The following is a 12,858-nucleotide window of genomic DNA, read 5'->3' as shown; positions in this document are numbered from 1 at the left end:
TGAGTTTATGAATAAAATGAATAAATTTGCTGAACGAGGTTTTACTCTGATAGAACTTATGGTTGTAGTAGTAATTGTGGCAATTTTTGCTGTGATTGCTATTCCCAGTTATCAGAATTATGCTCGGCGTGCAGAGGCATCTCAAGTGCAACAAGAAATTCAGAGATTAGTTATTGAGTTGTCCAAGTGGAAATCTCGGAATTTCAGTTATCAAGGGTTTAACTTAACGCCACAAACTATAAGAAATTATACTATTGAAATTAAAGATGGAACTGATACTAGTTTTAAACTAGATGATAAAGATGGTACTGAATATAAGGCTGATGGCCAGCAATGGGTAATTAAAGCAATTCATGCGGACGGAACGAATGTCTCTTTCTTGCAAACTAGTACAGGTTTAAAGTGTAAGAATAAAGCAAAGGCAAATATTACCTATAGCAGTTGTGGTAGAGGGGGTGAAGAATGGTGATTAGAAATCGACAGACAGGCTTCACTTTGATTGAGTTAATGATTGTTGTTGCTATTATTGGTATTCTGGCTGCAATTGCTTATCCCTCCTATCAACAACATGTACGTAAAACAAAAAGAACGGAGATGCAGGCAAGCATGCTGCAGATTGCTTCTCAGATACAGCGTTATAAAATTGCAAATTTTAAGGTAAAAGGTGCAGTTGCTAATGATTTTGGGATTAAAGCAGCCTATCCCGAACAAGGAAGTCCTCTTTATACAATAGCTTTAAAATGGATTGATACAGATGGGAGTGTAAAAGATACGACACCTTTAGGTTCTGAAAAATGGGTCTTGATTGCAATACCGATTTCGACTGCAACACAATATCGTGATGGCCATATTGGTTTGAATTTTAAAGGTGAACGTTGTTGGATCAAAGGTACAGATAATTCTGGTACAGCATGTACTCCATCTGCCACATCAAACTGGGACGGCCGCTAACTAAATCCAAAATTGTAGCTAACCTACTTTTAATCTTTCATTCGGGGCAAACTTCGCGTAAAATACTGCCCTCTATGAAAGGGGTTTGAGCTGTATCGATGGTCGGTGCAAGGATAATCCGTAAAAACTATAAGGTTCTATCATGGTTGTTATTCGTCTTGCACGCGGTGGTGCTAAAAAACGTCCGTTCTATCAAATCATTGTGACTGATAGCCGTAATGCACGTGACGGTCGTTTCATCGAACGTATCGGTTTCTTCAACCCTACAGCTCAAGGTAAAGCAGAAAAACTTCGTTTAGATGCTGACCGTTTTGCTCACTGGGTTTCTCAAGGTGCTCAACCTTCAGATCGCGTTGCTTCTTTAGCTGCTCAAGCTAAAAAAGCTGCAGCTGCTGTTTAATATAGTAGTAGATTGCCCATGACACCAACACAGAATGTTCCCGAAGATCGTATTCAGATTGGACAGCTACGTTCAGCATATGGATTAAATGGGTGGCTCTGGGTCTATTCCAATACAGAACCCATGAGCAACATATTTGACTATCTGCCTTGGTACATTGAGACCAAAGCAGGTTGGCAAATTGTCGATGTAAAACGTTGGAAACCACATGGTAAAGGCCTGGTCGTTAGCTTAAAAGGTGTGAGTGATCGCACTGGCGCAGATGAACTGGTTGGCACCAATGTCTGGATCGCTAAATCGCAACTGCCTCAAGCGGGTGTAGATGAATATTATTGGTCTGATTTAAAAGGTCTAACGGTGTTAGGTCTGGATGATCAGGAACAAGAAATTAATCTCGGTCAAATTTTTGAGCTGTTTGAAACAGGTGCCAATGATGTCATGGTGGTTCGCGCAACCCCAGACAGCATCGATGGCGAAGAGCGCATGATTCCATGGCATAAAGATGTGGTGCAACGCGTTGATCTGGAAGCTGGTCGTATTTACGTCAATTGGGGCGTAGATTACTAACACTTTTTGGAAATAAGGGAGTCTGCGATGTTTTTTGCAGTCATTACGCTTTTTCCTGAAATGTTTGAAGCGATTACAGCCTATGGTATTAGCGGGCGCGCAGCAAAACGTGATTTGATGCAAATTCATTGCATCAATCCACGCGATTTTGCAACGGGCAACTATAAACGGGTGGATGAACGTCCATTCGGTGGTGGTCCGGGTATGGTGATGATGGCAGAGCCTCTGGCACAAGCAATTCACCGTGCCAAAGAGCTTGCAAATGAAGCAGGTGCAGTTCATGTTCCTGTGGTGTATATGTCACCGCAAGGAAAAACCTTAAATGAAGCTGCGGTACAGGACTTCGTCAAATATGACGGACTGATTGTACTGTGTGGACGTTATGAAGGGGTCGATGAACGTTTGATCCAGCACTATGTTGATCAGGAATGGTCAATTGGCGATTACGTATTATCGGGTGGTGAACTGCCAGCGATGGTTTTATTGGACAGTATTATCCGGAGACTTCCGGGTGCGATGTCAGATGAACAATCCCATGTGCAAGACTCCTTTGTGGATGGTCTTTTAGACTGCCCACAATATACCAAGCCTGACCAGTTTGAAGGTTTGGATGTACCTGAGGTGTTAAAATCAGGTCATCATGCAAACATTGAAAAATGGCGGTTTTTGCAGCGTTATCAGCGAACGCTTGAACGTCGACCTGAATTGGTTGAACAAGTGGAACTGACCAAGCAGCAAAAAAAATGGCTAAAAGATTTGTAAGGCATCGCCAAGAAATTGGTTCTGTCTTCGAACACTGTACTTAAACACTGATGTTTAAGTATTCTTTAATAGGCTCTTTAGGGTTGAGATGGTCAACCTTAAAGGGAAAGATAATCGGGTCTATGCGCTTTAGCCTCTAGCCCCCGCGATGATCAGACCTCTTCTGACTCGCATTATTGGAGATACCCCATGAGCGGTAAGCATCCTTTAGTTCAAGTAATTGAAAATGCACAATTGAGACAAGATATCCCTGCATTTGCACCAGGTGATACAGTAATTGTTTCTGTAAAAGTTAAAGAGGGCGACCGTGAGCGTCTTCAGGCTTTTGAAGGTGTTGTAATTGCTAAGAAAAACCGTGGTTTGAACTCTGCGTTCACAGTACGTAAAATTTCTAGCGGTGTTGGTGTTGAGCGTGTATTCCAAACTCACTCTCCAATCGTTGCTAAAGTTGAAGTGAAACGTCGTGGTGACGTTCGTCGCGCTAAACTTTACTACCTACGCGAATTGTCTGGTAAAGCTGCACGTATCCGTGAAAAATTACCAGCTCGTAAAGTTAAAGCTTAATTTTAAGTTTTATACGAGTAAAAAAATGCGCCTTTGGGCGCATTTTTTATATTTAAAAATTGGTATAAAAATCATAAACCTTGTAGCTTTAACCGATTGGCATGCTGGCGATAAACATCGACCGGATCAGGGGCAAAGATGTTTTTCAGACCCAATACCATATTGACTTCATCCAGATGATTCCAGTTGTAATTGTCACGAATGGTCTTGCCAAATTTGGCACTGCAACGTGATACCAGGCCATCATTGTCCTTACCACCATCGATCAGCAGGCTGGTGACCTTTAGGGCAGAATCCGGATCGAGGATATTGGTGACTGTGCCAGTGCCGGTAAATGAATAATTATAAATATTATTCTGTTGATAGGCACCTTCGCCACAGGCGCTATTTGGCATACCCAGTGGATATTTCTGGTTAAATTGAGCAGATCCTGCCAGAGTCAGGCTGCGACCACCTGCAAGCGAATCATGCGGGAAGCTGTTTGGATCCAGACCCTGTGCCCAGGTAATCGCTTTAGACACCAGATTAACACTGCCGACGAGCGGACCTTGTAGTGGTGTACCTTCTGCCTGAAGAATCAGGTCTGCCACGGGCGAGCCTTTATGCGGTGCACCGACTGAAGTCAGAGATGCCACCAGCTCAGGTGCTACACCCGCCACATAACGAATGGTTGGCCCGCCGTGTGAATGTCCAATCAGATTGACTTTGGCTGCTCCGCTAATGGCCCTTATTTCCTTTACTTGCTCTAAAAGTTGCTCACCACGAATTTCTGACGAGTTAAATGGCGATACGCGTGTTGCCCAGACATTTGCACCATTGCGGGCCAGATCCGGTAAAATCTGATACCAGTAATCCAGACCAAACTGATCTGTACCCACACGGATAAAGCCCGCCATCCCGTGTGCAAACACGATGGGGTATTGGGTCTTGGCATAGTGCGAGCTAGCTTTCGCCGTGACCTGACTGGCCTGAGTGGATGCCTGAGTCGTGGCGCATGTGCCTGCCAACAGCAGACTTGTGATTAATAATCCGTATTTCATGCTATTTTCCTCATTTTTGTTGTTTTGCCAGAATGATCCTCATCCTGCTTTGCCAAATGACCCATCTGCAAGGGATGAGTCCGGTTTTAGGTTGCTGTATTTAAAAATTATGATTAATGGATTGGATAATAGTGAATGATTTATAAGCCTTGCAGTTTGAGCCGGTTGGCATGCTGGCGATACAGTGCAATCGGGTCTTGGGCAAAAGGTCCCAGAATACCGAAGAACTGGTTCACTTCATCGAAATGATTGTGGGCATAGTCCTGACGAATGACTTGGCCATAACGTCCACTGCATAAAGGTAATGCGCCATCATTGGCTTCACCTTTCAGGAAAGTTCCGCCTAAACTGACAATGGTCGATTCAATAATATCCAGAGGATTAGTCGTTTGCCGGTTGCCCATCCAGGAGTAATGATGAATGCCATTGGCTGTGATCTTCATGCCTTGGGTCTGACAGTCTTTAGGAATCGCAGCAGAGCCGTATTTGATATTGAAGGCTCGCATGTCTTCAGGATGCATGGCACTTAAGGCCGCTGTAATATTTACAGGATATTGGTTTGCTGTCACCAGATTCATGCTGTAGCCTAAAATTGTTCCAATGGCATGGATCAGTGGTTCTAGTAAAGGCGTCTGGCTGGCATTGACAAAAACCGGTGTGCCTTTCATTGCGCCTGCAATTGCGGTCAGTGAAGCCACTTTGGCAGGTGCAACAGCTTCGATATATTGAATGGTGGGTCCACCTTGACTATGTCCGATCAGATTGACTTTAGCTTTACCCGTCAGGGCAAGAACTTCATCAATTTGTAGTAACAACTGTTCACCGCGCAGTTCATTGGATGCAACCGCAGATAATTCCGCGGAAAATACCCGAGCACCATGACGGGCTAAATCTTGCGGGATTTGATACCAATAATCTAAACCAAGGTTGTCGGTTCCGATGCGGTTAAAGCCCAGACCGAAGCCATGGACAAAAATGAGCGGATAATGGGTTTTGGCGTAGCTGGATATAGTGAATTTAGAAGTATATTCCAGTAGTGCACTCTGCTTGGCATAAGCTAGGGAACAGCTGAATCCAATGAATAGACTGACGATCAGGTTTATAATCTTCATTATTTTATCTCCGTTATCCGGAAAATGATGACCGGTTATATAGCAAAGCCTTTATCAGTCCTGATAAAGGCAAGCACCACTTATAAACCTTGCAGCTTTAAGCGATTTGCATGCTGACGATATAGCGTCACCGGATCTGGAGCAAATAGGCCTTTTAAGCCAAACATCATATTGGCAAGATCGGTATGATTCAGTTTGTAATTGTCATTAATGACTTTACCCATATACGCACTACAACGTGCCACCATGCCATCATTATCTTTATTGCCATAAGACAGTGGGCCCAGCTGCATTAAAATCGTGTCAATATCCAGAGCATTAGTGGCTTGTGCTACACCTGTCCATGAGTAGTAATAAATGCCTTTAGAATCTTTAGGTTTGAGGTTTTTATTACAGTTTTCGGTGGCTGCCAAAACGCCATCTTTGACAGCAGCTTTTGCCACCGTGGCATTAAATTGCCGAGAACCTGTTTGTGTCAATGATTTCATCGAGGCATCAAAATCGATTTCGAGTTCCGGCTTCAGCTGGCCCAAAGCAATTAGCGGCCCAATGATATAGTCGCCTAAAATATTAAAGGCTGTACGGGTCAGAGTGTTGTTCTGAATGTCATCGGCGACTTTCGAGCCGTGGTAAGTGCCTGCAACTCCCGTAATTGAGGCCAGATATTCTGGTTTGGTTGAAGCGACATAAAGCACTGTTGGCCCGCCATGAGAGTGGCCAATCAGGTTGACCTTAGACTTGCCTGTAATGGCGATCACATCTTCAACCTGGCTGATTAGCTGTTCACCGCGATATGCCGTAGTATTTGCAGGAGATAATTGGGCAGCAAATACGGTGGAACCATTACGCGCCATATCTGGCAGAATCTGATACCAGTAATCCAGACCAATACTATCGGTTCCAATTCGTGACCAGCCTAGCCAGCCATGGACCATCAGAATCGGATATTTGGTTTTGGCATAATCGGACTTGGTCTTTTCGATGACTTGTGTGGCACTTGCCGCTGCCTGGGTTTGTGCAGCAAAGCTTAAGCCCAAAGCCGCTGCTAAAGTCACAGTCAGTAACTGTGCTGTCTTGTTGAAAGTACGCATAACCGTCCCTTTTTAATTTTATCGTTATTAAAGCAATCATTGCTTTTCTGGAGTGCTGTAGGCCATACCATCAGAGGTATTTAAAATACAGTTTTGGCCTTGATTGGCTGAGCCATTTTTCTTTGTAAGCAGCGGTATTTTTTCACTTCAGGGGGCTAAAACCATGTCATTTAGGGACACGCAGGACGAGAGGGATTTACATTGTAAGAATATGTTTTATTTACAGATGTATTTAAATTGCAAGTCGCTGAAATATAAAAAACTGATGCAGGTTATTTTATGTAAATAAGAAATATTTGGAAACAACTTGCCAATAGCGATATGCAAAATACAAGAGCTTCAATACAGCGTCATAAAAAAAGCCATCAACAGCTGATGGCTTTTAGAGTTAATCGGCGAAGGGGAGTTTGCCTCCTTGATCATGGATCTGTTCAAAAGTTTCGACCCGCAGTTGCTCATTCGGCTGTTGAAAATGTTGCTGGCGTAGTTTCTGAACCGCTTGCTGTTTGGCACTGTCACTCATGCTGCTTTGCATGATGCTGTCCCGCGCATTGAGATAATTTGTCACACTGGATTTCCAGCTGGCACGTTCGCCATCCAGTTGCTCCAGACGTTGTGTCGCCTCAGGACCGAGCAGGTTTAAGCGCATTTGGCGGATATCGGCAGCTGTGCCGCCACGGGCTTTGATATCTGCAGTGAGTTTGCGTAAATCTTCGAGTTTATTCAGTTGTTCTAGGTTTTCCTGCCAGTCCTGTGGCAATTGTTCGAACAGGCTTTTGAGCTTCTGGGCTTTTTCAGTTTCACTCAAGTTTTTGTCTGCCAGCACCGCCATCCGGTCCAGCGTATATTCATGATAGGTGTCTTCGGTGCCAAATAAACCTTCAATTTCATAATTGGAAAAATATTGTTTACGCAAATTTTGGGTACTGCTATAGATGCTGCGGTAATAGGCCGGATCTTCCTGATCGAGGCCGGCAGGTGCAGTCAGCTGGCCTAAAGCTTGACGATACTGAATATAGCGATCCCATAAATCCAGAATTTGTGAAACGGCAGGTTCTTTATGGTTTTGGCGAATATAGGCTTGAAAATCCTGCTGGATTTGCTCCAGATTTTTTTCACCGAACTGGGTAATAAAGTATTCAAAACAGTTTCGGGTCTGTTCATTGACAGTCAGACGGTTACTGGCATCGAGCTGCATCTGGCAATTAATTTCGGTATCTTGCTGGCTGGCACTGGGGAACGCTGCATTGGCAGGGTTATTTAAAGTCAGTGTGCTGGCTGTGGTACGCAGTTCACTGAGCGGTGACTGGCTGGCGGTTTCTGCCGGTCTTTCATTCTGGGGAGATAACCAGAGCATCAGGCTGATAAAGCACAATACCACCAAAGCCAGAATGATCCAGATCTTATATTTTTGCATATCCTATGCACCTGTTTTTTTTCGGTTTCATTATTTTTGGAATTTTGATTCAGCTGAATATGCCATAAAAATCATCAAATACGATAGAAAAGTTGTAAATCATCTCGTAGGGTTTTACCATGGCGCCAATTTATAAAATGTCTGATTTTTTGCCATGAAAGCATCATCTCCTAAAATTCAGCGTCGTCATCTTAGTGGTGTCTTCCTTTTGAATAAACCTTTGGGCATCAGTTCCAATGCTGCATTGCAAAGAGTTCGCTGGTTGTATCGTGCGCAAAAAGCAGGCCATACCGGGGCGCTGGATCCTCTGGCATCCGGCTTGTTGCCGATATGTTTAGGAGAGGCGACCAAGTTTTCGCATTATTTGTTAGATTCGGTCAAGCGTTATCAGACCACCATTTTTCTCGGGCATAGCACCACCACCGGTGATGTGGAAGGCGAAGTACTGCTTGAGCAAGCTGTACCTGCGTTATCTGAGCAAGTGATTCAAGACACACTGGCACAATTTATCGGCGATATTCAGCAAGTGCCCCCGATGTATTCTGCGCTAAAAAAAGAAGGCCGGCCTTTATATGAGCTGGCACGTAAAGGTATTGAAATTGAACGTGAAGCGCGTCCAATCACGATTTTGGCAATTGAACTTTTATCCTTTAGCGAAAATAGCATTACCTTAGATGTGACCTGTTCCAAAGGGACGTATATCCGGGTTTTGGGTGAAGATATTGCCAAAGCCTTGGGTATTTACGGACATTTGACATATTTACACCGCATTAAAACCGGTCATTTTGATCTGATTCCGAGTTATACCATTGAATATCTGGAAAGCCTGAGTGAAGCCGAGCGTGATGCATTGTTATTACCGGCTTATGCGCCAGTACAGCATTTCCCGCAAGTGCAGGTGCCCGAAGGCCGTGCAGAATACTTTAGCCGTGGTATGGAAAGCAATATCGAGCATGATGCGGCTGAACAGGTCTTGGTCTTTGATGGCGAAAAATGTTTGGGTCTGGCAGAAATTAGCGATAAAAAACGTCTGATTCCGAAACGTGTATTAAATCTCTAAGAGCGAGTCCTTATGGAAATTGAGATCATTGTCAGCCTTGTGCTATTTGCCTTTATGGCAGGTGCGATTGATGCGGCCGTGGGTGGTGGTGGTCTGATCCAGATTCCCGCAATTATGGGCAGTCTGCCGCATTTACAGCCGGCTACGGTATTTGGTACCAATAAACTGGCCTCAATTTTTGGTACTGGTTCTGCGGCATTTTCTTATTTGCGTCGGGTGAAGCTGCCGTGGCTGCTTTTTGGCGTGATTGCGCTGTGTAGTTTTGTCAGCTCGTTTATTGGTGCTGCTAGTGTCACCCTGATTCCAGTCGAGATTCTTAAGCCCTTTGTGCTGATCATGCTGATCGTGATTGCGGTCTATACCTTGACGAAAAAGCAGTTTGGTCAGGTGCATAGCGAACAAAAACTGAGTCGGAAAATGCTGATTCTGGCAGCCTTGGGCAGTCTGGCAATCGGGTTTTATGACGGAATTTTTGGGCCGGGCACGGGCAGTTTCTTTATTTTCTTTTTCATTCGTTATCTCAGTGTCGATTTTTTACATGCTTCGGCTTTGTCTAAAATTGCCAATTTCACCACCAATCTGGCAGCCTTAACCTTTTTCATTCCTAGCGGGCATGTGCTGTTTGTGGTGGGGGCCATGATGGCTGTGGCCAATATCTGCGGCTCCTTGCTGGGGGTCAAACTGGCCTTTAAATATGGTAGTGGTTTTATCCGGATTTTATTTTTGATTCTGGTCAGTTTGCTGATTTGCCGGATGGCCTATCAGATGTTTTTCCTCTAAAAATAGATGTAAACTATTCTCAATATTAAAGTTTTTTATACAATTTGTACTTATAAAGCCTCCTGAACCCATGCGTTTTTCTGTCTATGATGCAACAAGACATGACAAATAACAGGAGAAAAATGACATGACCACCATTTTTGAAGCATTAAGGGAAAGTCATGAAATTCAGCGTGATCTTGCAGAACAATTACTGCAAACTTCCGGGGATACACCAGAACGCCGTGAGTTGTTCAAACAACTGAAAAATGAACTGTTTGCACATGAAGCGGCTGAAGACCGCTACTTCTATATTCCATTGATGATGACCGATTCGGGACTGAATATTACCCGGCATGCTCTGGCCGAACATCATGAGATGGACGAGATGGTTGAAGAACTGACTGCAACCGAATTTAGCAATCCGGGCTGGATCGCGATGGCCAAGAAACTTTCAGAGAAGGTGCATCATCATTTGCAAGAAGAAGAACACGGTTTCTTTCAGCAGGCCGGCAAAATTCTTGCTGAAGAGCAGAAGACAGCATTAGCAGTACAGTACAAGAACGAATATCAACGTTATAAAGACATGAAAAAAGATATGCTGGTACAAGGCTAAACTTTAAATTCAAATCGACTAAAGCAAAAAGATGGCTCTGGTGCCATCTTTTTTGTTCTGAGCGGTTTGTTTTGTCTTCTTTCCACAGTAAGAAAGCCCAAGAATGAATAAAAATATTTAATCAGTTATTAATTTTCAAATAAGGCTTTCAGGCCTTTGCTTCTGCCGAGCCTTGACGTGCAGCACGTACAGTCACACCGACTGAGGCCAACATAATGCAGACCAGAGCGACCGCCTGCAGTAAACTGATTTTCTCGCCCAATAACAGAAAACCGGTCAGTGCAGCCAGAGCTGGCGACAGGCTAGACAGGGTTCCATAACTGGTTTTGTTTAAATGCTGCAAGGCTTTTAAGTCCAGCGCATAAGGAATCGCGGTAGCCAGAATCGCTATGACAAGAGCCTGACCCCAATACCGGGTATCAATCAGCGCAGGCGCATTGTTGTAGAGTCCGATTGGTAGCAGACATAGGGCTGAAATGCTAATGGCAATGGTCAGTGCATGCATGCCGATTTTTTGCTGAACCACGCGTTGACCAAAGAAAATATAAAATGCCCAGCATAAACCTGCACCCAGGGCACAGGCAGCACCGACCAGGTCAAACTGATGATTGGCAGCTTGTCCCCACGGCACCATCAGCGCGATGCCCAGAATGGCCAGTAACACCCAGATATAATCGCTGCTATGTTTAATCGAAAGCAGAGCCAGCCCCAAAGGACCAATGAATTCCAACCCGACTGCGATTCCCTGCGGTAAACGTCCCAGAGATAGATAGAATAAAATATTCATTACTCCAAGGGCTGCGCTATAGCAGAGTAAATCTCGCCATTTTAGAAAAGGCAGGCGGGAGATAATTTTCCAGGAGCGAAACATCACACAGACAATGATTGCGGCAAAACAGAGTCTTAAAATAGTGACAGTGACCGGATCGAGGCTGCTAAACAGTTGCTTGGCAAAAGAAGCGCTGATCTGGTAGGAGCTCATGGATAACACCATGAACAGTACGGCAAGGAGTTGGGCGTTTGGCATGGGAGCAGCTTGAACCCAGAGCGGGCACAAATGAGAAATAGGCGAAGCCGGGATTATAGCAAACTGGTTAATTTTTGATGAGTAGGGAGGAAGAATATTTTGTGCAGGCGAGCCTGAATTGGGGCCAATACATTTCAATTTTTTTAGAACAGGAATGTGAGGTTTTTAAATTCAAAGTTAATTTCACACCACATGGTGGTTACAAATTAATCAATTTTTAAATTGATCTTATTCTTATATTTATTAAAATGTCTTAGATCCCGATTTGGGGCAGCATTAAAATAACAATGAAAATAATAAGGTAGATAATAATGAAATTAAGAATACTCTCTTGCGCCGTTTTGAGCTGCATGCTTGCAGCATGTGGTGACTCTGATAATTCTGATAATAATGGACCAGTCACAGGTCAACCGACACCAAGCAATCCTGGAACCCCGGGTGATGATGCATCAGGCACAATTTCGGAATTCTATACCTATCAATTCAACTTGCCGAATATTGATGCATCCGAGATGGAATCGCAAAAGCTGCTATTGGCCAGTCATAAAAATAAAATTACTGACAGTATTTTATATGCAGATGACAACAGCGCCGTGGATACGGAATATGATATTGATACAGACATGGTCTTCCCAATTTATGTCACCGCGCAAGGTGTGTTCCCGGCAGATCGGGCACGTACCGCATTAGGCTACAAGCTGGAAAAAGTATTAGAAAATGCACCAGATAAATTTACAAGCCGCCCTGTGACAATACCTGAAAATAACATCAGCAATCATCGGCATATACAGTGGTACGACCTGTCCGGTAAGGCATTAACTGAACGCACCAATATTGCTGTAGTGAAGATGTATGATGATACTGCGACTCGACTTTTCTTTAATATTGATGCTGCCACAGCACCTGCACGTAAATATTATAATGAGTTTGCAACCAATTTTGTCGGTTTACAAAAGGCCCGTACATTCCCGGCCGGATCGCAATGTTTCCGTATTCTGGCCGAACATCCTGAAGAAGAATATATTGAATTTGATCCGGAAATAAAAACGGACTATCGCACACTTGCAGAATGGCAGGCTAGTGAAGCAATTGAAAATCTGGCAAAAACCATTCTAGATGGCACGATGTCTAACTTGAAATATAAAAAAGCAGAATATAAAGATGATGCCCTGCAATATTATAAATATTTTGGTGCGATCGAATATCAGGGTGGAATCTATAACAGTGCGTTCTCTGAACATGGGGAACATATTGATCATGCCGACTATATTGCACAGTCCAGAAGGGTGACCCTGGACCGGTTAATACAAGAAGGTGCAGATCCTTTAATGATCAAATGGACAGGCTATAATTATGATCAGCTTGCTTCTGCATGTGATGGCTATAATGTGACAGCAGCAACTGCATTAAATACTGCAATTAAAGATGCCACACCACGTTAAAAGAATTTTTAATAAAACCAGCTTAAATAAAGGCGCTCTGGCGCCTTTAT

15 protein-coding genes are annotated in these 12,858 nt (G+C 43.8%); 10 read left to right on the top strand and 5 right to left on the bottom strand.

The window, feature by feature from the left end; all coding sequences use genetic code 11:
• Window positions 1-7: 7 nt before the first annotated feature.
• From AC3IT7_RS13275 to rplS, 6 genes are all read left to right on the top strand, one after another.
• Window positions 8-469 (top strand): type IV pilin protein, encoded by a 462-nt coding sequence (locus AC3IT7_RS13275; RefSeq protein ID WP_489248769.1) that lies wholly within the window; start codon window positions 8-10, stop codon window positions 467-469.
• Window positions 463-951 carry a type IV pilin protein gene (locus AC3IT7_RS13270; protein WP_489248768.1) on the top strand — a complete coding sequence of 163 codons (489 nt, stop codon included), beginning with the start codon at window positions 463-465 and terminating at the stop codon, window positions 949-951. Before AC3IT7_RS13275 ends, AC3IT7_RS13270 begins: the two co-directional genes overlap by 7 nt.
• Window positions 952-1,093: 142 nt before the next feature.
• Window positions 1,094-1,351, top strand: coding sequence for a 30S ribosomal protein S16 (gene rpsP / locus AC3IT7_RS13265; RefSeq protein WP_005013161.1), 258 nt, complete (start codon window positions 1,094-1,096; stop codon window positions 1,349-1,351).
• Between the two features lie 18 nt (window positions 1,352-1,369).
• On the top strand, window positions 1,370-1,918 hold the full coding sequence (rimM, locus tag AC3IT7_RS13260; protein WP_005168821.1) for a ribosome maturation factor RimM: 549 nt from the start codon (window positions 1,370-1,372) through the stop codon (window positions 1,916-1,918).
• A 27-nt stretch (window positions 1,919-1,945) separates the two neighbouring features.
• Window positions 1,946-2,680 (top strand): tRNA (guanosine(37)-N1)-methyltransferase TrmD, encoded by a 735-nt coding sequence (trmD, locus tag AC3IT7_RS13255; protein WP_489248767.1) that lies wholly within the window; start codon window positions 1,946-1,948, stop codon window positions 2,678-2,680.
• A 189-nt stretch (window positions 2,681-2,869) separates the two neighbouring features.
• Window positions 2,870-3,244, top strand: coding sequence for a 50S ribosomal protein L19 (gene rplS, locus AC3IT7_RS13250; protein ID WP_489248766.1), 375 nt, complete (start codon window positions 2,870-2,872; stop codon window positions 3,242-3,244).
• Window positions 3,245-3,315: 71 nt separating this feature from the next.
• Here rplS and AC3IT7_RS13245 read toward each other — a convergent pair whose 3' ends face one another.
• The 4 genes from AC3IT7_RS13245 to AC3IT7_RS13230 form a co-directional block, all read right to left on the bottom strand.
• Complete coding sequence (locus tag AC3IT7_RS13245; protein WP_489248765.1) at window positions 3,316-4,284, bottom strand: esterase/lipase family protein; 969 nt, start codon at window positions 4,282-4,284, stop codon at window positions 3,316-3,318.
• A gap of 140 nt (window positions 4,285-4,424) precedes the next feature.
• On the bottom strand, window positions 4,425-5,396 hold the full coding sequence (locus tag AC3IT7_RS13240; RefSeq protein WP_489248764.1) for an esterase/lipase family protein: 972 nt from the start codon (window positions 5,394-5,396) through the stop codon (window positions 4,425-4,427).
• An 80-nt stretch (window positions 5,397-5,476) separates the two neighbouring features.
• On the bottom strand, window positions 5,477-6,487 hold the full coding sequence (locus AC3IT7_RS13235) for a lipase family alpha/beta hydrolase (RefSeq protein WP_489248763.1): 1,011 nt from the start codon (window positions 6,485-6,487) through the stop codon (window positions 5,477-5,479).
• Window positions 6,488-6,875: 388 nt separating this feature from the next.
• Entirely contained in the window at window positions 6,876-7,904 is a 1,029-nt protein-coding gene (locus AC3IT7_RS13230) for a lipase secretion chaperone (protein ID WP_489248762.1), read from the bottom strand.
• 154 nt (window positions 7,905-8,058) lie between these two features.
• On the opposite strand from AC3IT7_RS13230, the gene truB reads away from it, so the two are divergent.
• From truB to AC3IT7_RS13215, 3 genes are all read left to right on the top strand, one after another.
• A complete protein-coding gene (truB, locus tag AC3IT7_RS13225; RefSeq protein WP_489248761.1) occupies window positions 8,059-8,964 on the top strand; it encodes a tRNA pseudouridine(55) synthase TruB in 906 nt (301 codons plus the stop codon).
• Window positions 8,965-8,976: 12 nt separating this feature from the next.
• Window positions 8,977-9,744: a sulfite exporter TauE/SafE family protein gene (locus AC3IT7_RS13220; protein ID WP_489248760.1), complete on the top strand. Its 768-nt coding sequence runs from the start codon at window positions 8,977-8,979 to the stop codon at window positions 9,742-9,744.
• Between the two features lie 127 nt (window positions 9,745-9,871).
• Window positions 9,872-10,339: a hemerythrin domain-containing protein gene (locus AC3IT7_RS13215; protein WP_489248759.1), complete on the top strand. Its 468-nt coding sequence runs from the start codon at window positions 9,872-9,874 to the stop codon at window positions 10,337-10,339.
• A 148-nt stretch (window positions 10,340-10,487) separates the two neighbouring features.
• Here AC3IT7_RS13215 and AC3IT7_RS13210 read toward each other — a convergent pair whose 3' ends face one another.
• Window positions 10,488-11,366, bottom strand: coding sequence for an EamA family transporter (locus tag AC3IT7_RS13210; protein ID WP_489248758.1), 879 nt, complete (start codon window positions 11,364-11,366; stop codon window positions 10,488-10,490).
• 311 nt (window positions 11,367-11,677) lie between these two features.
• Here AC3IT7_RS13210 and AC3IT7_RS13205 point away from each other — a divergent pair, with 311 nt between their 5' ends.
• Complete coding sequence (locus AC3IT7_RS13205) at window positions 11,678-12,808, top strand: hypothetical protein (protein WP_489248757.1); 1,131 nt, start codon at window positions 11,678-11,680, stop codon at window positions 12,806-12,808.
• The last annotated feature ends 50 nt before the right edge of the window (window positions 12,809-12,858 follow it).

It is taken from the genome of Acinetobacter sp. KH_038, assembly GCF_057839405.1.
Note: the sequence above shows the minus strand (reverse complement) of the source record. Positions and strands in the feature narration are given on the sequence as shown.

Coding starts and splice junctions, on each gene's coding strand:
- AC3IT7_RS13275 (WP_489248769.1), top strand. CDS start 8: ATGAATAAAATGAATAAATTTGCTGAACGAGGTTTTACTCTGATAGAA.
- AC3IT7_RS13270 (WP_489248768.1), top strand. CDS start 463: ATGGTGATTAGAAATCGACAGACAGGCTTCACTTTGATTGAGTTAATG.
- rpsP (WP_005013161.1), top strand. CDS start 1,094: ATGGTTGTTATTCGTCTTGCACGCGGTGGTGCTAAAAAACGTCCGTTC.
- rimM (WP_005168821.1), top strand. CDS start 1,370: ATGACACCAACACAGAATGTTCCCGAAGATCGTATTCAGATTGGACAG.
- trmD (WP_489248767.1), top strand. CDS start 1,946: ATGTTTTTTGCAGTCATTACGCTTTTTCCTGAAATGTTTGAAGCGATT.
- rplS (WP_489248766.1), top strand. CDS start 2,870: ATGAGCGGTAAGCATCCTTTAGTTCAAGTAATTGAAAATGCACAATTG.
- AC3IT7_RS13245 (WP_489248765.1), bottom strand. CDS start 4,284: ATGAAATACGGATTATTAATCACAAGTCTGCTGTTGGCAGGCACATGC.
- AC3IT7_RS13240 (WP_489248764.1), bottom strand. CDS start 5,396: ATGAAGATTATAAACCTGATCGTCAGTCTATTCATTGGATTCAGCTGT.
- AC3IT7_RS13235 (WP_489248763.1), bottom strand. CDS start 6,487: ATGCGTACTTTCAACAAGACAGCACAGTTACTGACTGTGACTTTAGCA.
- AC3IT7_RS13230 (WP_489248762.1), bottom strand. CDS start 7,904: ATGCAAAAATATAAGATCTGGATCATTCTGGCTTTGGTGGTATTGTGC.
- truB (WP_489248761.1), top strand. CDS start 8,059: ATGAAAGCATCATCTCCTAAAATTCAGCGTCGTCATCTTAGTGGTGTC.
- AC3IT7_RS13220 (WP_489248760.1), top strand. CDS start 8,977: ATGGAAATTGAGATCATTGTCAGCCTTGTGCTATTTGCCTTTATGGCA.
- AC3IT7_RS13215 (WP_489248759.1), top strand. CDS start 9,872: ATGACCACCATTTTTGAAGCATTAAGGGAAAGTCATGAAATTCAGCGT.
- AC3IT7_RS13210 (WP_489248758.1), bottom strand. CDS start 11,366: ATGCCAAACGCCCAACTCCTTGCCGTACTGTTCATGGTGTTATCCATG.
- AC3IT7_RS13205 (WP_489248757.1), top strand. CDS start 11,678: ATGAAATTAAGAATACTCTCTTGCGCCGTTTTGAGCTGCATGCTTGCA.